Source organism: Pseudoalteromonas sp. 1181_04 (genome assembly GCF_052850545.1).
The window spans coordinates 276,654-296,863 of record NZ_VXCS01000002.1 but is presented as its reverse complement, the minus strand read 5'-3'; the positions used below and the strand labels follow the sequence as shown (position 1 = coordinate 296,863).

General features: G+C 39.1%; 20 protein-coding genes. 15 read left to right on the top strand and 5 right to left on the bottom strand.

Going from position 1 to position 20,210, the window contains the following annotated elements; genetic code table 11:
* Positions 1-114 precede the first annotated feature (114 nt).
* Both FW757_RS02735 and FW757_RS02730 read left to right on the top strand, forming a co-directional pair.
* Positions 115-309, top strand: a complete 195-nt coding sequence (locus tag FW757_RS02735) for a hypothetical protein (protein WP_446440836.1) — start codon at positions 115-117, stop codon at positions 307-309.
* 162 nt (positions 310-471) lie between these two features.
* Positions 472-816, top strand: a complete 345-nt coding sequence (locus FW757_RS02730) for a hypothetical protein (RefSeq protein WP_182794844.1) — start codon at positions 472-474, stop codon at positions 814-816.
* A 20-nt stretch (positions 817-836) separates the two neighbouring features.
* Here FW757_RS02730 and FW757_RS02725 read toward each other — a convergent pair whose 3' ends face one another.
* Positions 837-1,040, bottom strand: a complete 204-nt coding sequence (locus FW757_RS02725; RefSeq protein WP_182794845.1) for a hypothetical protein — start codon at positions 1,038-1,040, stop codon at positions 837-839.
* 81 nt (positions 1,041-1,121) lie between these two features.
* On the opposite strand from FW757_RS02725, the gene FW757_RS02720 reads away from it, so the two are divergent.
* Entirely contained in the window at positions 1,122-1,619 is a 498-nt protein-coding gene (locus FW757_RS02720) for a GNAT family N-acetyltransferase (protein WP_182718859.1), read from the top strand.
* Positions 1,620-1,700: 81 nt separating this feature from the next.
* Positions 1,701-2,474: an alpha/beta hydrolase gene (locus FW757_RS02715; RefSeq protein WP_446440835.1), complete on the top strand. Its 774-nt coding sequence runs from the start codon at positions 1,701-1,703 to the stop codon at positions 2,472-2,474.
* A 419-nt stretch (positions 2,475-2,893) separates the two neighbouring features.
* Here the strand turns inward: FW757_RS02715 and FW757_RS02710 are convergent, their stop codons facing one another.
* A complete protein-coding gene (locus FW757_RS02710) occupies positions 2,894-3,415 on the bottom strand; it encodes a TetR/AcrR family transcriptional regulator (protein WP_182740531.1) in 522 nt (173 codons plus the stop codon).
* Between the two features lie 110 nt (positions 3,416-3,525).
* Here FW757_RS02710 and FW757_RS02705 point away from each other — a divergent pair, with 110 nt between their 5' ends.
* Positions 3,526-3,726: a hypothetical protein gene (locus FW757_RS02705; RefSeq protein WP_182740530.1), complete on the top strand. Its 201-nt coding sequence runs from the start codon at positions 3,526-3,528 to the stop codon at positions 3,724-3,726.
* Positions 3,727-3,790: 64 nt separating this feature from the next.
* Here FW757_RS02705 and FW757_RS02700 read toward each other — a convergent pair whose 3' ends face one another.
* Positions 3,791-4,999: a porin gene (locus FW757_RS02700; RefSeq protein WP_149981168.1), complete on the bottom strand. Its 1,209-nt coding sequence runs from the start codon at positions 4,997-4,999 to the stop codon at positions 3,791-3,793.
* Between the two features lie 301 nt (positions 5,000-5,300).
* Here FW757_RS02700 and FW757_RS02695 point away from each other — a divergent pair, with 301 nt between their 5' ends.
* The 7 genes from FW757_RS02695 to FW757_RS02665 all read left to right on the top strand — a co-directional run bounded on the left by FW757_RS02695 (position 5,301) and on the right by FW757_RS02665 (position 13,658).
* Entirely contained in the window at positions 5,301-6,887 is a 1,587-nt protein-coding gene (locus tag FW757_RS02695) for an ABC-F family ATPase (protein WP_145233417.1), read from the top strand.
* A gap of 153 nt (positions 6,888-7,040) precedes the next feature.
* Entirely contained in the window at positions 7,041-7,523 is a 483-nt protein-coding gene (gene purE, locus FW757_RS02690) for a 5-(carboxyamino)imidazole ribonucleotide mutase (RefSeq protein ID WP_145233343.1), read from the top strand.
* 1 nt (position 7,524) lies between these two features.
* The gene (locus FW757_RS02685; RefSeq protein WP_182735528.1) at positions 7,525-8,673 is read left to right on the top strand and encodes a 5-(carboxyamino)imidazole ribonucleotide synthase; all 1,149 of its coding nucleotides are present in this window, start codon (positions 7,525-7,527) and stop codon (positions 8,671-8,673) included.
* A gap of 47 nt (positions 8,674-8,720) precedes the next feature.
* Complete coding sequence (locus FW757_RS02680) at positions 8,721-8,945, top strand: DUF2798 domain-containing protein (RefSeq protein ID WP_145233348.1); 225 nt, start codon at positions 8,721-8,723, stop codon at positions 8,943-8,945.
* 13 nt (positions 8,946-8,958) lie between these two features.
* On the top strand, positions 8,959-9,894 hold the full coding sequence (locus tag FW757_RS02675; protein WP_446440834.1) for a YeiH family protein: 936 nt from the start codon (positions 8,959-8,961) through the stop codon (positions 9,892-9,894).
* Positions 9,891-11,060, top strand: coding sequence for an endonuclease/exonuclease/phosphatase family protein (locus FW757_RS02670; protein ID WP_446440833.1), 1,170 nt, complete (start codon positions 9,891-9,893; stop codon positions 11,058-11,060). The genes FW757_RS02675 and FW757_RS02670 overlap by 4 nt, the downstream gene beginning before the upstream one ends.
* Positions 11,061-11,165: 105 nt before the next feature.
* Positions 11,166-13,658 carry a prolyl oligopeptidase family serine peptidase gene (locus FW757_RS02665; protein WP_446440832.1) on the top strand — a complete coding sequence of 831 codons (2,493 nt, stop codon included), beginning with the start codon at positions 11,166-11,168 and terminating at the stop codon, positions 13,656-13,658.
* 27 nt (positions 13,659-13,685) lie between these two features.
* Here the strand turns inward: FW757_RS02665 and rrtA are convergent, their stop codons facing one another.
* The gene (gene rrtA, locus FW757_RS02660; RefSeq protein ID WP_404936140.1) at positions 13,686-14,306 is read right to left on the bottom strand and encodes a rhombosortase; all 621 of its coding nucleotides are present in this window, start codon (positions 14,304-14,306) and stop codon (positions 13,686-13,688) included.
* A gap of 56 nt (positions 14,307-14,362) precedes the next feature.
* Here rrtA and ggt point away from each other — a divergent pair, with 56 nt between their 5' ends.
* The 3 genes from ggt to FW757_RS02645 all read left to right on the top strand — a co-directional run bounded on the left by ggt (position 14,363) and on the right by FW757_RS02645 (position 18,849).
* A complete protein-coding gene (gene ggt, locus FW757_RS02655; RefSeq protein ID WP_446440831.1) occupies positions 14,363-16,156 on the top strand; it encodes a gamma-glutamyltransferase in 1,794 nt (597 codons plus the stop codon).
* Positions 16,157-16,317: 161 nt separating this feature from the next.
* Positions 16,318-18,012 (top strand): NAD-dependent malic enzyme, encoded by a 1,695-nt coding sequence (locus FW757_RS02650; RefSeq protein ID WP_446440830.1) that lies wholly within the window; start codon positions 16,318-16,320, stop codon positions 18,010-18,012.
* 126 nt (positions 18,013-18,138) lie between these two features.
* Positions 18,139-18,849: an SIMPL domain-containing protein gene (locus FW757_RS02645; protein ID WP_446440829.1), complete on the top strand. Its 711-nt coding sequence runs from the start codon at positions 18,139-18,141 to the stop codon at positions 18,847-18,849.
* A gap of 8 nt (positions 18,850-18,857) precedes the next feature.
* Here the strand turns inward: FW757_RS02645 and FW757_RS02640 are convergent, their stop codons facing one another.
* Positions 18,858-20,207: a DUF2254 domain-containing protein gene (locus FW757_RS02640; RefSeq protein WP_182718848.1), complete on the bottom strand. Its 1,350-nt coding sequence runs from the start codon at positions 20,205-20,207 to the stop codon at positions 18,858-18,860.
* Positions 20,208-20,210: the final 3 nt, after the last annotated feature.

Genomic DNA, 20,210 nt, shown 5'->3' with positions numbered 1-20,210 from the left:
GAAGAAATGCGGGCGGCATAAAATTTAACTTGAGGCGACAACTAACTTGAAAAACTCCGTGATCAACTTAAGTCTTTTGATCCAACTCAATACTCTTCTTTTGATATTGCTACAATGGCCGTAGCTGCAGATGAGTTTCTGACCTTCTGGAAGTACTCAAATGGAGAATATGAATTAGATGACGATATATGGGCTTTTTTCATTCATGCCCCTAAAAACAATCGACAAGTAATATCAGATATCGAAGGTGTTTTATTGGCTAGCGGTAAGTTTATTAAAGAAGAGGTTGATTTTAGCCAATACAAATAATACGCCTTTCATTTACTAGTTAGCGTATGTTCAGTCATTAATTTTGTTGGTGTATTATCGTTCGCGCACCCCAAACATTAAACTATTTATCATCGGCATTTTAGGCCGTTGATCAATAGATTACAGGTCAATTTTTCAGTTAGATTTATGGATAATAAGAATATGAAAAATATTATTAAATACTTTTTCACTTTAAGCATTTTACTATGCTCTACTTCGACTTTCTCAAAAGAAAACGATATTCAATTTAAATGGAAATTAACGCAAATCATTGCTTCAGATACAAATACCATAGAAATTAAAGATGGTAACTTTGTTAAAATTGATGATGCGGGGATCCTTGAGATGATGAAAGAGTATGGGAACAGGTATCATCCTTATCACAGAGAAGGGAACATATTACATGTAACCTCAGCTGGAGAGACAACTAAATGGGAAGTATTACTTGTAGATAAACATAATCTTCATCTTGATACACCAATTGGAACCTATATTTTAAAACGTTAAATCTTATATTTATAAATAGCTTAGCTATTTTTCTTTTCACGCGCTAATTGATTAGGTAATAACTGCTCTACAATTTCCCTTGCTGGCAATGTGTAACGCACGCCATCGAACATTACAGATGTAAATTCATCAATACTTGTTATACCTGTTAATGTCCATCCTTCACCGCGCTCAGGGCAATAAACAGTGGTTGTAGGTTGTATTACTTTAAATTCGTCATTCATAATTAGCTCAGTTATTAACTTGTATGGCGGGTATCTTAAGGGAATAATAGCGGGCTTTAAAGCCGTAATTTAATTTTATTTATGAACAATGAGTTTGCACTAAGTCGAATCACATTAAAGCCAATTAAGCATAGGGACTGTAGTGCGTTGTGGGCTATTTTGTCTGAGCCGTTAGTTGCTCAGTTTAATGACTATGCAGTGCCACTTGCACGTGATGACGTAAAACAACTGATCCAAGATGATATTACTGGCATGTATGAAGGAAATACGCTGCGCTTTGGAATGTACTTACTAAATACGTCGACCTTGATTGGCTGCATTGGTTTATATGATATTGAAGAAGATACTGCTTGGTTAGGTTTTGAGTTGTCACCAAATCATTGGGGGAATGGGTTTATGTCTGAAGCATTAGCATTTATGCTAACAAATATAACAGCCGTTGTTGCGCAGTTAGGCAATGAGTTGAGCATTACTAATTTACAGGCGAAAGTGGCGACAGAAAATAGCCAAAGCCAGCAACTACTTCGCCGTTTTAAATTCACTCATGTAGCGAGTGAACAATGGTTGTATCAACTGTAAATCACACTTTGTTACATAACGGTAGTTTAATTAAAAATACAGAAAGGGTATTGTTTTTAAAACAATCTTTACCTGAAAGCTATGCTGCTATTAAAAAAACTAAATCGCACTGCAATCATAATTCTATTGAGTACAGCCGGCTTCATTGCATGCGCTATTGTCATTTATAAATATAACGCGCATTACACGTCAAATTTTAAAGACATCACTATTTATTCTCAGGTATTGGATGAAAGTAGGAAAGTGTTTATTCGTTTACCTAACAATTTTGAGCCAAATAAGCGCTACTCCTTGATCATTAGAACCGATGGTAACTTTAATCTTACGCAGTGGGATTCAGTGATGACTGAGTTACCAGCGCAGCAAGATACAATTTTAGTGTCTATTCCTAATCAATTTTGGACCTTTACCAGAAATCGTGATTTAGTGCCGCCGTATGCACGCCAAGATGTGAATACCCAGGCAAGACCAGCAAGTGAAAATTCACCAGAATTATTTGGTCAAGCAGATCAATTTTTGGCTTTTATTGAAGGTGAGTTATTACCGTATTTAGAATCACATTATAAGCTAGATAATAATCGTGTTTTGTCGGGCTATTCAGCAGGAGGGAGTTTTGTTTTATACACTATGAGTACAAAGCCTTGGCTGTTTAACGGTTATTTTGCATTTAGTCCGGCTGCTTGGTACGACGATATGACCGTTGTAAAAGAGTTTGATCGATTCTTATCGCAACGATGCCTCAATACAGACGATAACATACCGCTGTCGCTCTATATAACAGTAGGAGGCGCCGAGCATCCTTTAATGTTAAGTGCCTTTGCTGGTCTTAATAATAGCCTTAACATATATGCTTAACTAAATAATAAGACAGTAATAAACCACAAAAGAACACATCATACTATATTTGTTAATTAAGATAACTCTGCATAAAAAGTTATTTTCAACTAAAAGCTATCGAGAAGAATCATGAGCTTGATAAATCAAAGTTAGTAATTCGATTAAACGTATCACAAGAGTTATGTTTATTTGGCTATGGAGGGATCTTCATTGATACAACGACAACGTCTTAAATCAAAAAATATCAGTAAACAGTCGGTAATTGCAGCGAATTAGTAGGGGTTTAGAAGGTGAGTTTTATTTACACACTAACGACGTTTAATTTATCAATAGATAAGTTACAGAGTTTGCACTTAAACATAGAAAATCGCTATTACTTTAAATTAAAAGCTTAGATTTAATGCCCAAAGTGAAACACAGAGTGAAATAAGTTGTCGCTAAAGAATAGATATTTTGCTGGTTAGTTGGCGTAGCATTTTTTCAGGTTCTGGCGCAGGTTCATTTAACCCTGAAATAATGGTCATAAAATAACAATCTAACATCACACTTGCTTTTATATCGTCAAACTCTTGCTGTTCATTGAACAGCCGTTTTTTAAACTCACTCATTTGCTGTTCAAAAAAAGCAGCTTGCCAAATCATATCGCTTATCAATATTTTACTAAATTCAATGTTATTACAATAAAATTCAAACAACGGTAGGGCATAGTGACGTAACTTTAGCCTTGGTGCATGTTGGCGATCAGTTAAACTAGTCTGATGAATGATCGTATCTATTTGTTGCTGCATTCCTGCTTTTAGTAAGTCGATTTTATTTTCGAAATGACTAAACACAGTACCAACGGCCACATTAGCCGCTTTTGCAATTTCTCGTGTAGATGTATGAGCATAACCTTGCTCTAAGAATAACAGCCAAGCCGAGGTAAGAATTTTATTATAGGTTTGCGTTTTTTTATTCATTGTATATCAATTAATTATATTTAACTTGTGATAGTAAAGATGAAGTTACTTGAAAAAGTGACTGCGCTCAATTATATTTATGAGCGCGCTCATTTAAACAAGGAACTTATATGAACTTTATCAAACAAGTTATTGGTTACGGACTATTTATCCCATTTATTATTTTTTATTCTTACATGCTAGGACCATTACTTAAAGCAATTTTATTACCGGGTGGAATTTTAATGTTATGGATAATTTTAGGACCTAAGGAAGGTTATTTGGCTTTGACAAAAGCGTTTGCAACTAAAGGTAAAGCAAAAAAAATGTGATCGCAGCGGGTGCTAAATATTAGCAAAACAGGCTGATTAAATAATCAGCCTGTCAGTGTTCTAGTTATAATGTGTAATGAAAACCAAATGCAATGCCATCATCTTCTGATAGACCCATTTGATATTCTTGCTCTTTATCGGCACTTGAAAAATCACTAAAGTCTTTACGTGCTTCAATGTAAAAAATCGTATCTTCGTCGAATAGATAGTGAAAGCCAAGTACTGTAAATTGACGTTTAAAGTTGTCATTAGGATCGGCGTTAAAATTTGGTTGGATCACGTAATCTGTTCCAGCATCATAGACGTTATATGCAATGAAGGTACGAATGTCATTATCAAACTTATAAGATAATAAAGACTCTACCCCAATCGCGTCTTTGATCAGACGGCCTAAGTTATCGGTATCATGATTTTCATTTTTGTTGATATTTGCGGCAAAATAAAGGCCATCATTGTTGAAGTTACCCCAAGTAACGCCTGCGCCATAAATAAAATCATTAACAGACTGAATTCGTCCTGCTGCGTAATTTACGGTCAGTTCTCCGCGGTTAAACCCAGCAGAAAGTTTTAAGTCGTCGCTTACTGAATAGGTAACGGCTGCCCCATAGGTTGAATTAAATTCTACTTGTTGAGCAAGATCACTGCCATTTTCCCACAAAGTCTGACAAGCAGCTTCAGAAATGGCTTCGATATCGCAAGTATAAAAATCATTATTTTTAAATTGCACTTGTGTTGCAATACTAAAATCACCGAACGTATTACGATACTGCAATAACTTGTCACCGCGCCCGGTACCATTAATTGCACCATCGTCTTTGTTGTAGGTGTAAACACCGGCTGCATTACCATCCCAAACTAGGCTATAGTTAGTACTATAAACTACGTCGTACCAAGCACCCCATTGTTTACCAATTGTCACTTGTCCGTATTTTTCATGTGCTATACCTACATAACCAAGTCGGTTATATAAAAATTTATCTTGAATAGATTCAAAGCGGTTGTTATAGATAATATCGCTACTACCAACAGGGTTTACACCCCATTCTAATAAGGCTAAAGCTGACCACTGATCTTTTAGTTTGCGACTAAAATCAAAGCTAATCCGTGATGCACCATTAACTATTTCAGTTTGCCCTTGTGTGTGGATTATTCTGGCGTCAATAAAACCACCGATGGTTAAATTGTTTTTTCCGTCATCATAAACCTCAACAGCGTTTACGCTCGGTGCTATCAAAGCGCTTGCGATGATGACCCCAATTAATTTTCTATTCATTTAATATTGCCTTGTGTGCTATTTATCATTGTCCTTTGGTCGCGCAGACTAACAAAGCTAAATTAATGGCTAAAGTGAAAAAATATCATCAAAAAATGATAGAGGAAATTTGAATTGTTAATTTATGTTCTTTTTGTGTGCAGCTACACAATACTAGCATAATAAATTGACCTAAATTAGCTTATTTCGATGGACAGCAGCTATAGCCCACGAAGCTAATAATTCATGGAAAAATAAGCCTATTTGGTTTACACTCCAGCCAATTTTATTTCTTTGATTTTCCCCGTTGGAGGGTAGCGCTATCATCAGTACAGCTAACATCACCATGCAATTTGGTGCTAAACCGTTATTTGAGAATATTTCAGCTAAATTTGGCGAAGGTAACCGTTATGGTTTAATTGGCGCAAATGGCTGTGGTAAATCAACATTTATGAAAATCTTAAGTGGGGAATTGGAACCGTCAGCTGGTAATGTAAGTACTGATCCAAATGAACGTGTTGCTAAACTAAACCAAGACCAGTTCGCTTACGAAGAATATTCAGTTATTGACACTGTGATAATGGGCCACAAAGAGCTGTGGGCGATTAAACAAGAGCGTGATCGTATCTATAGCTTGCCTGAAATGAGTGAAGAGGATGGCATGAAGGTTGCCGATCTTGAAACTGAGTTTGCTGAAATGGATGGCTATTCTGCAGAATCTAAAGCCGGCGAGCTACTAATGGGCGTAGGTATTGCAACTGATCAGCATTACGGTCCGATGTCAGAGATTGCTCCTGGTTTTAAACTGCGTGTGCTTCTTGCGCAAGTGTTATTTTCAGATCCAGATATCATGCTACTCGATGAGCCAACTAATAACTTGGATATTTATACTATCAAGTGGCTCGAAGATGTACTGAATCAACGTGATTGCACAATGATCATCATTTCCCATGACCGTCATTTCTTAAACTCTGTATGTACGCATATGGCTGATATTGATTATGGTGAATTGCGTATTTACCCAGGTAACTATGACGAATATATGTTTGCAGCAACGCAAGCTCGTGAACGCTTATTAAGTGAAAATGCCAAGAAGAAAAATCAAATTGCTGAGCTACAACAGTTTGTTTCACGCTTTTCAGCTAATGCATCTAAAGCAAAACAAGCAACATCTCGTGCCAAGCGAATTGACAAGATTCAATTAGATGAAGTTAAAGCATCGTCACGTCAAACACCGTTCATTCGTTTTGAGCAAGAAAAACAGTTATTCCGTAATGCCCTTGAATTAACAAACTTAGGCCAAGGTTTTGACGATATGCTGTTCACTGGCCTTGAAGGCTTAGTTGAAGTAGGCGAGCGTATCGCTATCATTGGTGAAAATGGGGTTGGTAAAACAACACTATTAAATACTTTAGCAGGTCGTTTGGCACCGAAGCAAGGCGAGTTTAAATGGTCTGAAAACCATAATATCGGTTATTATGCGCAAGATCATGCTGATGAATTTGCCACCGATATGAACTTATTTCAGTGGATGGAGCAATGGCAGCAAGAAGGCGATGATGAACAAGTTGTTCGCAGTTTCTTAGGCCGTATGTTGTTCTCACAAAATGATATTAAAAAGTCTGTAAAAGTAATATCTGGTGGTGAGCAAGGCCGCATGCTATTTGGTAAGATTATGATGCATAAACCAAATATCCTATTAATGGATGAGCCAACGAACCACATGGACATGGAGTCAATAGAAGCATTAAACCTTGCGCTAGAAGCATATGAAGGTACGTTAATGTTTGTATCTCACGACCGTCAATTTGTATCCTCAGTTGCAACCCGTATTTGGGAAATCAAAGACGGCAAAATAATTGATTTCAGAGGTACTTACTCTGAATATTTAGCCAGTAAAGAAGGCTAAAGCTCAATTTACATACTGATCAAAAAGCCATGCTAGTCATGGCTTTTTTGTTACTCGATATTCGCAATTTAACAATTAATACGTGTATAATGACCGCCTTTAATGCGGACATAAGTCCGCTATAGGTATTAAAACCATTACTGAGGAGTATTTATGACTGTTGGCATTATTATGGGTTCCAAGTCAGATTGGCCAACTATGGAACATGCGGCGATCATGCTAGATAAATTTGGCATCGCTTACGAAACTAAAGTTGTATCGGCTCATCGTACTCCTCAACTACTCGCTGATTACGCAAGTTCAGCAGCAGAACGTGGTATTAAAGTAATTATTGCCGGTGCCGGTGGTGCAGCGCATTTACCAGGTATGGCCGCTGCTTTCACATCGTTACCAGTATTAGGTGTGCCGGTTAAGTCTAAAACGTTAAATGGCATTGATTCATTGCTGTCGATTTGCCAAATGCCAAAAGGTGTTGCGGTAGGTACATTAGCAATTGGTGAAGCTGGTGCTGCAAATGCAGGATTATTAGCTGCACAGATTTTAGGTTGTCAGCAACCGGAAATATTCGCCAAAGTTGAAGCGTTCCGTAAAGAACAAACCGAAACTATTTTAGCTAACCCAAATCCAGCAGAGTAATATGACTATTTTAATTTTAGGAGCCGGCCAATTAGCACGTATGATGTGTTTAGCTGGTGCGCCATTGAATTTAAATGTGGTTGCGTATGATGTTGGTAGTAAAAAAATTGTTCACCCATTAACTGGGCAAATCTATACTACAACGTTAGAGCAAGCCATTGTAGATGCTCATGCGATCACTGCTGAGTTTGAGCATATTCCTGATGATGTGCTAACGCTATGCTGTGCAAGCAAAAAGTTTTATCCGGGTAAAGCCGCGATTAAAACGGGTGGCGATCGCGCCCTAGAAAAAGCATTACTAAGTAAAACCGCGGTTAAGTGCGCACCATATCAGTTAATCACTGAAAAAGCCCATTTAGAACAAGCCGTTGCTAGCTTGGGTAAGCCATTAGTGATCAAAACCTGTCAAGCCGGTTACGATGGAAAAGGCCAGTGGCGTTTAAAATCAGATGATCAAATTGAGCAGATATGGTCACAAATGGCTGATTTTATTGCCTCCGGTACTGAATCCGCGCCACACACTATTATTGCCGAACAAATGATCCCATTTGATCGTGAAGTATCAATCATAGGTGTTCGCGATAAAAGTGGTAATACCGCTATTTACCCACTTACTGAAAACCAGCATACCAATGGTGTTTTAACCTTATCTATCGCCGGTAAAGAAAAATCAGTGATTCAACAACAAGCTGAAGATGCATTTAATAAATTGGCTAATGAGCTTGATTACGTTGGTGTATTGGCGATTGAGTTTTTCGATGTGGCAGGGCAGTTATTGGTCAATGAAATTGCTCCTCGGGTTCATAATTCTGGTCATTGGACCCAACAAGGCGCGCATTGCAGTCAATTTGAAAATCATATGCGTGCAGTCTCTGGGCTGCCATTAGGTAGCACACAATTACAGCGTGTTACGGCAATGGTGAATGTGCTCGGACAAGCCGCGATTCCTCAGCAAGTACTAAGCATTGCTGAGGTTACGAGTCATTGGTATGGTAAAACAGCAAAGCCTGGTCGTAAAATGGGCCATATTAATGTATCTGCTGCGAACCTTCATGAGTTAGGTGAACGCTTAGCACAATTGTCGGAGTATCTTCCGGAGGAAGATTATCCCGGCGTATTAGCGGCCAGCACCGCGTTGATTTTAAATTAACTAAAAAAGCCGAGTTTATCTCGGCTTTTTACTTGAGGAATGGTTTTATGATTAGCGCTAAATACAGAACCGTGGTATTCGCTTTTTTCATGGCATTATTTATGTCTGGTTTTATGTCATTGGTAATTTCAATTTTTAATGTTGGTTTAATTGATAACATAGTTTCTATTTGGTTAGCGGCGTGGGCTTTTGCATTTTGTGTCGCATTTCCTACCGTAATTCTTGTAGCGCCAGTTGTGCATAAGCTCACTACAAAGATTGTGCGCTCGTAACGAAGGGATTATTTTGTCTGTGTCTGATCGGATTAAAAAGCCTCTATACCTGCTTTGTTTTGTCCTGTGTATCACCCCTTTGATTGGTGGTGGTAGTGCCCTAATTTGTGGCGCGATGTTTGCAGTTTTGCTCGGTAATCCATTTGCAGAGCTATCCCAAAAGGCGAGTAAATGGATGCTCAAAGCCGCGGTGGTTGGCTTAGGTTTTGCTGTTGATTTTAATCAGGTGATTGAAGTTGGTCGCAGTTCGCTGGTACTGACCATAGTCAGTATTACAGCGATCATTGGTCTTGGTGAAATTTTAACGCAAGTCTTTAAATTAAATCGTAACACAGGTGTATTAATATCATTCGGTACGGCCATTTGTGGAGGCAGTGCGATTGCAGCAATGGCGCCTGTAATTAAAGCTAAAGATCACGAAGTAGCGGTTGCACTTGGTGTAGTGTTTTTATTAAACGGTGTCGGTTTGCTACTATTTCCAACCATTGGTCATTACTTTAGTTTAAGCCAACACCAATTTGGTTTATGGGCAGCGTTAGCTATTCATGATACAAGCAGTGTAGTAGGGGCGTCAGCAGCTTATGGAGCTGTGGCACTAAGTATTGCTACAACAGTTAAGCTCACACGTGCGATGTGGATCATTCCCTACACTACGATTGCAGGTGTCTTTTGGCGCTCAGAAGAAAAGGCCAGCATTCCTTTATTTATTGTTGGTTTTTTAGCTGCTGCATTGATCAATACGTATTTGCCTCAATTTACAGATCTCTGGCAGCTGATCAACACCGTAGCAAAGCAACTATTAGTAATGACTTTATTCTTAATTGGCAGTGGCTTATCACTGGCTGTATTAAAACAAGCAGGACTAAAGCCCTTTATAATGGCAATTATTTTATGGATAGTCGTAAGTAGTGTCATTTTGTTATTAATTTTAGATGGATATATCGTATGAAGAAGCAGTTTTCTATCGCCACATTAGCGTGCCTATTAATCAGTGGTTTTTCTAACTCAGCATTGGCCGCATCATCTTTACGTGTAGCCACGTTTAATGTGAGCATGGATGCAACAAATTATGCTGAAAATGATAAGGACGTTGATCCTAATGGCCTGGTAAATGCGTTACAAACAAATCATCCACAAATCAAAAATATTGCCGAGATCATTCAACGCATTCGCCCTGACATTTTATTATTAAATGAATTTGATTATGTCAGCAAAGCGCAAGGCATTGATTATTTTAAAACGCACTACCTTGCTAAAAGCCAAAATAAACAGCCCTCTATAGATTATCCGTACAGCTATGTTGGCCCAGTAAACACAGGTTTGAAAACGCCATTTGATCTAGATAATGACGGCCAAGCAACTGGTATTAAAGGGGATGCATTTGGTTTTGGCTTTTTTGAAGGCCATTATGGTATGGCCGTCTTATCTCGCTACCCAATTGATTTTGATAAAATTCGTACCTTACAAACCTTTAAATACAAAGATATGCCAAATGCTAAAATGCCAATTGATCCAACTACAGGTGAAAATTGGTATAACAACGAAGAATGGCAAGCTTTGAGACTCAGTTCAAAATCGTTTTGGGATATTCCGGTTACTGTAAAAGGTAAAATGCTGCACGTTATTGCATCGCACCCAACGCCTCCTGTATTTGATGGTGCTGAAGATAGAAACGGCTTACGTAATCATGATGAAGTACGTTTGATTAAAGATTATATCGCCAGCGCAGATTACCTCTATGACGATCATGGTGTCAAAGGCGGGTTAGCTGAAAAATCACGATTTGTTATAGTCGGAGATTTAAATGCGGCTCCTGAAGGAGATAAAAAACGCCCAGATACAACGGATCAACTTTTAAAAAATTCATTAATAAATAGTCAATTTACACCAACTAGTAAGGGCGCTAAAACCACTTACAGTGAAAAATATGCTGCGGCTTACACAGCTTACTGGCAAGCTCGTGCAGATTATGTTTTGCCTTCAACTTATGGCATTGAAGTCCATGACGGTGGGGTATTTTGGCCAACTAAAAGTAGCGAGTTGTACCGGTTAATTAAAGATCGTAATGCATCGTCAGATCATCGCATGGTGTGGTTAGATATTTCTATAAAGTAACTTGGTTATTAAACAGCAAAGTTTGGCTGTTTGTCTGAAATAATTGCTATTACATAGGCGCTTCTGCTTAAATTGGGGGAATTACAATAACCTTACAGAAGCCCTATGATTTTTAAATCTTCTACTCAAAAAACCTTAATTGCACTTGCCGTCGCGTCCAGCGTTATGTTGTCCGGTTGTCAATCAACCGCATCTACCCCTACAGAGCAACCACAATCAACTGTTGCCAGCGTTGTTGTAACACCTGCAGATACAGGTAGCAGCGCAATCACACTTGAGCAAGCAATGGCTCATCCTGATTGGTTAGGCCGCCAAGCAGAGCGTGCGTTTTGGGCTGCTGATTCAAAAACAGTTGTCTATGCGCAAAAACAACAAGGTAATGAGCTTCGAGACTTATTTTCACAAGCTGTTGATAGCCAAGCTGCAAGCCAAGTAGCGTTAAATAAGTTGCATACATTAGGGGCTGATGATGCTGTTTATTCAGCAGATCGTACACAGCAAGCCTATGTATTTGAAGGTAATGTATTTGTAAAGAACATCAATACAGGTGCAATTACACAAATTACTCACGACAGTGCTAAACAATCTAAACCACAATTTTTAACTGATGGTAATTTAGCTTATCGTCAAGCAAACACTTTTTATAAAGTAGATCTGGCAACGGGACTGCAAGCTGAGCTTGTAAATCTTCATTTGAGCGATGCACCAAAAGGAGTTACAGAGCCTGAAACTTACATCGCTAAAGAACAGCATAAACTGATTGATTACATTGCGCTGACCCATAAAAATAAAAAAGATAAACAAGCGCGCAAAGAGCAACTCAACCAGCAAAATAGTTCAATTGCCAATGCTCAGTTTTACTTAGGTAAAGGCAATGAGTTAGCCGATGTGCAGTTATCTCCAAATGGTAAAGCCTTAATTGCTGTTGTCACTGAAGCCAGACCTTGGCGAGATGAAGCCGACATCATGCCAAACTATATTGCTGATGATGCACGGGTAAAAGCTGAAAAAGTACGTCGTCGTGTTGCTGATGAAAAACCACAAACCTCGCAAGTTATCTACATAGATTTAACTGAGCAAACGCAAACAGCACTCGCATTTGATACCTTACCTGGTTTTGATGAAGATGTATTAGCGGCAGTTAAAAAAGAAAACTATGCCCGTGACGGCAAAACATATGAATCTAAAAAAGAACTTCGTGCTATCAACCTAATGATGGATTGGGGATGGGATCAAAGTGCTATCGTCTGGAACAAAGCCGGCACGCAAGTCGCGATTATGCTTGAAGCATGGGATAACAAAGACCGTTGGTTAGCTACTGTTGATACTAAAAATTCAAAACTTGTTTCACAACACCGTTTACACGATGATGCATGGGTTAACTATGCTTATAACGATTTTGGCTGGTTAAATAATTCAGATACCTTGTATTATTTATCTGAAGAAACTGGCTATAGCCACCTATATAAAAAACCACTCAATGGTAAAGCAACACAACTTACCAAAGGTCAGTTTGTCGTATCGAACCTCACACTAACAGATGACGACAGTGCAATTTATTACAAAGCCAATGTTGAGCATCCTGGTCTATATGAAATCTACCGCGTTGATCCACAAACGGCAAAATCAGAGCAAGTAACCAACTTAGACGGTATGACCGACTATAAATTAAGCCCTGATCAAAGCAAATTATTGTTAACACATTCCAAAATCATGGCTCCACCAGAGTTATATGTTGCTGATGCAAAAGCGAATACAACTGCAACGCAGCTAACTCATACAGTATCGAGTGAATTTTTAGCAAAACAATTAATTGCGCCTAAAATTGTTGCGGTACCGTCAAGTCATACTGAACAACCGGTATACGCTAAAGTATATTACCCAGCAGACTATGTAGAAGGTGAGAGCGGCAAAAACCGCAAAGCGATCATTTTTAACCATGGTGCAGGTTATCTACAAAACTCACACATGGGTTGGTCAGGTTACTTCCGCGAATTTATGTTTCATTCATTACTAGCCTCTGAAGGTTATGTAGTGATGGACATGGATTATCGTGCATCAAAAGGTTATGGACGTGATTGGCGTACGGCGATTTACCGTCAAATGGGTACCCCAGAAATTGAAGATTTAGCCGATGGTGTTAAATGGATGGCTGAAAATGCCAATGTTGATACCGGTGCTGTGGGTACATATGGCGGCTCTTATGGTGGCTTTATGACCTTTATGGCGTTATTTACTCAGCCTGATTTATTTCAAGCCGGGGCTGCACTTCGTCCAGTTACCGATTGGGCACACTATAATGGTCCATACACATCAAACATTTTAAATCACCCAGATGTTGATCCAATTGCGTATGAAAAAAGTTCGCCTATATATTATGCGCAGGGACTTAAAAACCGCTTATTGATCAACGCCCCTATGGTTGATAATAATGTGTTTTTCCAAGACTCAGTACGCTTAGTACAGCGTTTAATTGAGCTTGAAAAAGAAAACTTTGAAACGGCTATATTTCCAGTCGAACCACATGGTTTTGTACAGCCTTCTAGTTGGTTAGATGAATACCGTCGTATTCATAAACTATTTAAAGAAAGTTTATAAGCACTAAATTTTTAGACAACGCCAAGCTTATGCTTGGCGTTTTTTTATATAATTTATCAGCAGTGGCGTTGCGAGTACTATTCCGCCAATTGCACCTATTAAGTGAGCATCAACAGCAACCCGAGAGGCAATTAATTTACTCACTTCAGCACTGGGGCCATGAAATTGTTCATAAGTAATTTTAAGCCAAATACCGATAAACAATAAACCGCCGCTTTTCATGCCAACTTCAATATCTTTGATTGCCCCCCATACAATGACACCATGCAGTAGTGCACTCAATCCGGTGTAAATGTGAATGTCAGGACAAAAAAAGTAAACCCCAATACCGCACCAAGCAGCCAAAAATAAGGTGTGTAATGCATATTGCGTCGGTTTTGTATGCTCAGCATGTAACGCCCATATCAGTACGATACCGGCACAATTTAATGCTAAGTGCGCCCAGTTAGCATGCACATATTGGCTCGTGATCAAACGCCATACTTGGCCTTGGTCAATGAGCTGGCGATTAAACTCTAAAACATCATTTAAATTAAACGCTGCAAATAGGGCGCTTAATGCCATTAAACACAGCGGGGGTAAAATATATCGGGGTTGAAGTGGTAAATTGACCATTTTATTCTTATTTTTTACAGCAAAATTTTGCATATTGTGCCCGTTTAACTTTAAGATGCCAAACATCTCAATGCAATTAAGGTCTTTTTATGTTTTTACCTTTTAAAACCAGCGTCGTCTTTAGTTTAACTCTTTTTACTTTACCGGTTTTAGCCACTCAAACACCACGGGAAGTACGCGAGCCAGAAGCCGCCACTGGCCATCAACTTAAGCAACATGTCACCGGTCAGCAGTATATGGTTGCTGCGGCAAACCCCTATGCTGCTAAAGCTGGACAAACCATACTCGCTAAGGGCGGCAGTGCTGTTGATGCTGCCATTGCAACACAATTAGTGCTGACTTTGGTCGAGCCGCAATCATCCGGGATCGGTGGTGGTACTTTTATGCTGCATTTTGACAAAGGTCATAATAAGCTAACCAGCTTTGATGGCCGCGAAACAGCGCCAAGTAATGCTGACGAAACATTGTTTTTAGATGAAAAAGGTAACGCGGCACCTTGGATTGAAGCAGTGGTTGGCGGCCGTTCAGTGGGTGTACCTGGTTTATTGCATGCCTTCTCTAAAGCGCATCAACAATATGGCAAACTTGCATGGGCGGAACTGTTTAAACCGGCCATAGAACTTGCTGAACAAGGATTTGTAGTATCGCCGCGTTTACATGCTTTATTAGCCAAACAAATAAATCCTGGGGTGACAACACTTCCAGTGATCCGTGATTATTTTTTTCCAGATGGTAAACCGCTTGCTGTTGGTACTGTTAAAACGAACCAACCACTTGCTGAAGTTTACAAAAAAATCGCCAGTAAAGGCATTGATGCTTTTTATAAAGGCGATAACGCTAAGCAAATGGTTGCTGCGGTCACTCATTCTATTGTTGCGCCAGGCACTTTAGCATTAACCGATCTAGCTAATTATCAAAGTAAACAACGTGACGCAGTTTGCACCCCGTACCATAGCTATAAAGTATGTTCTATGGCACCACCGAGCAGTGGCGGAGTCGCGGTGTTACAAATTCTCGCTTTGCTTGAAGATAAGAACATGGGTCAATTTAAAGCTAATTCGGCACAAGCCCTGCATTATTTTAGCCAAGCATCGCGACTCGCTTTTGCGGATCGTAATGTGTATATGGGCGACCCCGATTTTGCAGATATTCCTACTAATGAGCTACTCGATAAACGCTATATCGAGCAACGGACAAAATTAATAAGTGAGCGAGACGAAAAAGCCTATGCAGGGCAGCCTCGTCCATTACTAAGTTACGCACAAGATGATGCGTATGAATTGCCATCTACTACCCATGTATCTATTGTCGACAGTGAAGGGAACGCGGTATCAATGACCAGCTCAATAGAAATGGCGTTTGGTTCAACGGTTATGGTGAACGGTTATATATTAAACAACCAATTAACCGACTTTGCCTTGTCGCCGCGCAAAAACGGCAAATTATTAGCCAACCGTGTTGAAGCAGGTAAACGTCCGCGCAGCTCAATGTCACCGGTGATGGTGTTTAATAACGATGGCAGTTTACGCTTAGTGGTCGGCTCACCTGGCGGTAGCCGAATTATCGACTATGTCGCGCAAGTGGTTATTGGCGTACTAGATTGGCAACTAACTGCTCAACAAGCCATTGACTTGCCAAGAATTACTAATCGTAATAATAATTACACTAGTATTGAAAAAGGCACCGCTATCGAGGCGATTATTCCTGATTTACAAAAGCGGGGTCATACAGTAAAAGTGGTCGATTTAAACTCTGGCTTGCATGCGGTTGAAGTCGTCAATGGCACTTTATTTGGTGCCGCAGATCCTCGCCGCGAAGGGATCGCTTTAAGTGAGCAAAGTATTGTTCTTAAAGAGCACGAAATGCCAGTGAATAAGCCTTAATTGACATCGTGATTTAATGTACAATCTACTTTTACGTGTGTGTTAAGCACACACGTCTTATTTTCTCCTAATGGTCTGACAAGATTGAATATCATTGCTTTTTAATATTCAACAGTAATAATGACAGATCGTAACTTAAAGACTTCGTTAAGCTTGGACTTATGACTACAAATACTGACCCAAATTATCTTTATATTCATCACTCAGGCCCTGGTCTGATCGAAACGCCACTCTTAAATAAAGGCAGTGCATTTACTCAAAAAGAGCGTGAAAGTTTCAACCTTGCGGGATTACTGCCTCCACGCTATGAAACGATTGAAGAGCAGGTTGAACGTTGTTATCAACAATATTCAAGTTTTAAAGACAACCTAAATAAACACATTTATTTACGCGCCATCCAAGATAACAACGAAACACTTTACTACCGTTTAGTGCGTGACCATCTTGAAGAAATGTTGCCTATTATTTACACCCCAACGGTGGGTGATGCCTGTGAAAAATTCTCAGATATTTATCGTAGCGCGCGCGGTTTATTTATCTCTTATGAAGATCGTTATCAAATCGATGATATTTTACGTAATGCGACCAAAGGCAAAGTAAAAGTTATCGTTGTTACCGATGGTGAACGTATTCTTGGTTTAGGCGACCAAGGTATTGGTGGCATGGGTATTCCAATTGGTAAACTATCACTTTATACCGCCTGTGGTGGCATAAGCCCAGCCTATACGCTACCGGTTATGCTTGATGTAGGAACGAATAACGAAAAGTTATTAAACGATCCTATGTATATGGGTGCTCGCCATAAACGTATTGCACAAGATGAATACGATGAATTTTTAGATCTATTTATTAAAGCCGTTAAGCGTCGTTGGCCAAATGTGTTATTACAATTTGAAGACTTTGCACAGCCTAATGCGATGCCTTTATTAAAACGCTACCGTGATGAAATTTGCAGTTTTAATGATGATATTCAAGGCACAGCAGCGGTTACAGTTGGTTCGTTGCTTGCTGCATGTCGTGTGAAGAATGAACAATTATCAGAACAAAAAGTAGTGTTTGTAGGCGCAGGCTCCGCAGGTTGTGGTATTGCCGAGCAAATCATTACGCAAATGGTGTCGGAAGGTATTTCTGACGAACAAGCTCGCAGCCAAGTTTTCATGGTTGATCGTTTTGGTTTGTTAACACAAGGTATGGAAGGACTGCGCGACTTCCAGCAAGCACTTGCTCAACCTACAGATAAATTAGCTGATTGGACATACAGCGGTGAATACGCCTCATTGCTAGATGTGATGCACTGCACAGCTCCTGATATTCTCATTGGTGTATCAGGGCAACCTGGTTTATTTACTGAGCAAGTCATTCGCGCCATGCATCATGGATGCGAACAGCCTGTTATTTTCCCGTTAAGTAATCCATCTAAGCAAGTTGAAGCACTACCTGAAGATGTGATCAATTGGACACAAGGCAAAGCGATTGTTGCAACTGGCAGCCCATTTGCACCGGTTGTTTATGACGGTGAAACATTTGTAATTCCACAGTGTAATAACAGCTATATTTTCCCTGGTATTGGTTTAGGTGTTATTGCGGCGAAAGCCACCCGTATTACTGATGCAATGCTCATGGTGTCGAGTGAAATATTAGCAGAATCATCACCTCGGGCTAATACCGGTAAAGGGAGTTTATTACCTGCACTAACAGAAATTGAAACACTGAGTAAACGTATTGCTTTTGGGGTGGCTAAAAAAGCCATCGAAGAGGGGGCAGCGCTTGAGATCAGCGATGATATGTTATGGGCGGCAATTGACAGAAATTACTGGTTACCAAAATACCGTAATTACAAACGTTGTAGTATCTAAGCGGTCACTGCTGATTAACTAGTAAATTATCTAGAAACAGGCTTCGGCCTGTTTTTTTATGCTTGTTCATTTTAAATTAACCGCGTACGGTATCTAATAACGTTATTAAAACTATTAAGGATATGTATGCGTTATTTACCATTATTAGCCGCGACTCTAAGTTTCAATGTATTTGCAGCCAGTACACCAGATGCCCCACACATTTATATTCAAGGCCAAGCGCAAATCTCCACTATTGCCGATAATGTAAAGTTAGGCGTTGCCATTGTTGAAGTTGATAAGGACTTGATGAGCGCTAAACAAAAAGCTGATCAAACTATGTCTAAAGCGATTAAATTAGCAAAGCAGCAGGGGATTGATGAAAAAAGTATTTATGGTTCACAGATCTCAATTAACCGAGAAAATCAATATAACCGTGAAACAGGTAAACAAGACTTTATTGGTTACCGAGTTAGTCGCACACTTTCACTCACACTGACGGATGTAACAAAATATCCATTACTGCTGCAAAGTTTAGTGAACGCAGGCATTAATGAAATAAATCAAACTGAGTTCACATCGAGTCGTTACGATTCATTGCAAAAGAAAGTGCAAAAAATGGCAATTGCAGATGCAAAATCAGCGGCAAAAGAATTTGCAGCTGAATACGACGTAGAACTCAAAGGTTTGTATAGTGCTTCAAATGCCCCTATGAACGTATCAGCTCAACCTTACATGCGTGCTGAAAAAACCATGCTGTCAGACAGTAATTCAGGTAATTTCGTCCCTGATGCCTATCATGCTGGCGAAATCACAATCTCAGCAGACAGCTATGCAATTTATCTAATTAAAAATTAACACTCAACTCATTGGTGGCGAAATTTCGCCACCAATTTATCTCCCATTTCAGGGGAGATCCTCGCGATAGCATTAAGCATATTAATTATTTGCTCGCGATCATACTGATTACTAATATTTTCATTTACATCATCGATAATAGCATCTAAATAAGTAAATAGACTCTGCGCTGCTTTACTGTTCTGGTGGGTTCTGAACAAAATGTTTTTGAACGCTTCGAGTACATTATTCATCACATAACCATCACTTTTTGCATAGTTGCGGATTGGCGTGAAGTTATCATGCAATAATTCATCAAATGATGTTTCATGGAAATATAACAGTGGCTGTTTATCATCACTATGTTTTAAAGAGTAATTAACGTTATAAATGCTTAATCGATCAATGAGTAAAATACTGAGCATATCGATCGCCTTTACCGCAGTACCTGGATCGTTAATACCCGGGCTCATCGCTTTCACTGCAATCTCTGAAATCTGTGTCATTCCAAACCTATAATTGTCACTTACATATTCTTCGATATAAAAAATAAAGCAATTAAGTAGATCTTCAAGGAGTTGCTCGTTATCAGATAAATCATGATTACATTTTAAAAACGGATAGCCTTCAACAGTAAAAAAACCCTGCTTAACTACAACATAAATTTTTATATCATGTTGTTGGCAAAGGGCACATAGTTTATCGCTATTCACGCCTTTAAAGTAACCTTCTGTTTTACTTGAAATACTCGACCAATCGTCAAAGTTAGGAAATACATCGATAGGGTTATCTTTTTGCATGCTAATAATCGATTTCAATTCATTTTTAGTATTCTTATATAAGTCGTTTAATACGTTATCGACTTGAATAGCCCTTGAAATTGAATGGATGAAAAATACAAAAAAGCCTAACGATATCAGGCCAAAAACAAGTGAAAAAAGTATGCCCAATGAAGGAATTCCTATTTCACCATTATCCATAGTACGGATGTTGATCAGCATAACGATTGAAAAAATAATACTGCCGAGATAAAACCCCAAAACAAGTTGATGTGATTTCCGCGTTATAAGCCCCGGTAATACTCTTGGTGATAGACTTGCGCTGGCACTATTTAGTACCACCATAACCATAGAAAAACTAAAAACAGTTAGCGAAATAATACTACCCGTTAATGTACTTAGAATCGTTCGTGCATTTTCTTCGCTATCAACCAATAGTACCTCAAGCAGCGACTTAAGCTCCATAACAAAAGAGGTGTACTCTGTTGTGGTAACAAGTACTGCAAACAATAAAAATATCACCGATAATAACGATGGATAGAAACCAATACTACTGACTAATTCTCGGTAATTATCGGCAAATTTTCGCGGAGTAAACATATA

Coding starts and splice junctions, on each gene's coding strand:
- FW757_RS02735 (WP_446440836.1), top strand. CDS start 115: ATGGCCGTAGCTGCAGATGAGTTTCTGACCTTCTGGAAGTACTCAAAT.
- FW757_RS02730 (WP_182794844.1), top strand. CDS start 472: ATGAAAAATATTATTAAATACTTTTTCACTTTAAGCATTTTACTATGC.
- FW757_RS02725 (WP_182794845.1), bottom strand. CDS start 1,040: ATGAATGACGAATTTAAAGTAATACAACCTACAACCACTGTTTATTGC.
- FW757_RS02720 (WP_182718859.1), top strand. CDS start 1,122: ATGAACAATGAGTTTGCACTAAGTCGAATCACATTAAAGCCAATTAAG.
- FW757_RS02715 (WP_446440835.1), top strand. CDS start 1,701: ATGCTGCTATTAAAAAAACTAAATCGCACTGCAATCATAATTCTATTG.
- FW757_RS02710 (WP_182740531.1), bottom strand. CDS start 3,415: ATGAATAAAAAAACGCAAACCTATAATAAAATTCTTACCTCGGCTTGG.
- FW757_RS02705 (WP_182740530.1), top strand. CDS start 3,526: ATGAACTTTATCAAACAAGTTATTGGTTACGGACTATTTATCCCATTT.
- FW757_RS02700 (WP_149981168.1), bottom strand. CDS start 4,999: ATGAATAGAAAATTAATTGGGGTCATCATCGCAAGCGCTTTGATAGCA.
- purE (WP_145233343.1), top strand. CDS start 7,041: ATGACTGTTGGCATTATTATGGGTTCCAAGTCAGATTGGCCAACTATG.
- FW757_RS02685 (WP_182735528.1), top strand. CDS start 7,525: ATGACTATTTTAATTTTAGGAGCCGGCCAATTAGCACGTATGATGTGT.
- FW757_RS02680 (WP_145233348.1), top strand. CDS start 8,721: ATGATTAGCGCTAAATACAGAACCGTGGTATTCGCTTTTTTCATGGCA.
- FW757_RS02670 (WP_446440833.1), top strand. CDS start 9,891: ATGAAGAAGCAGTTTTCTATCGCCACATTAGCGTGCCTATTAATCAGT.
- FW757_RS02665 (WP_446440832.1), top strand. CDS start 11,166: ATGATTTTTAAATCTTCTACTCAAAAAACCTTAATTGCACTTGCCGTC.
- rrtA (WP_404936140.1), bottom strand. CDS start 14,306: ATGCAAAATTTTGCTGTAAAAAATAAGAATAAAATGGTCAATTTACCA.
- ggt (WP_446440831.1), top strand. CDS start 14,363: ATGTTTTTACCTTTTAAAACCAGCGTCGTCTTTAGTTTAACTCTTTTT.
- FW757_RS02650 (WP_446440830.1), top strand. CDS start 16,318: ATGACTACAAATACTGACCCAAATTATCTTTATATTCATCACTCAGGC.
- FW757_RS02645 (WP_446440829.1), top strand. CDS start 18,139: ATGCGTTATTTACCATTATTAGCCGCGACTCTAAGTTTCAATGTATTT.
- FW757_RS02640 (WP_182718848.1), bottom strand. CDS start 20,207: ATGTTTACTCCGCGAAAATTTGCCGATAATTACCGAGAATTAGTCAGT.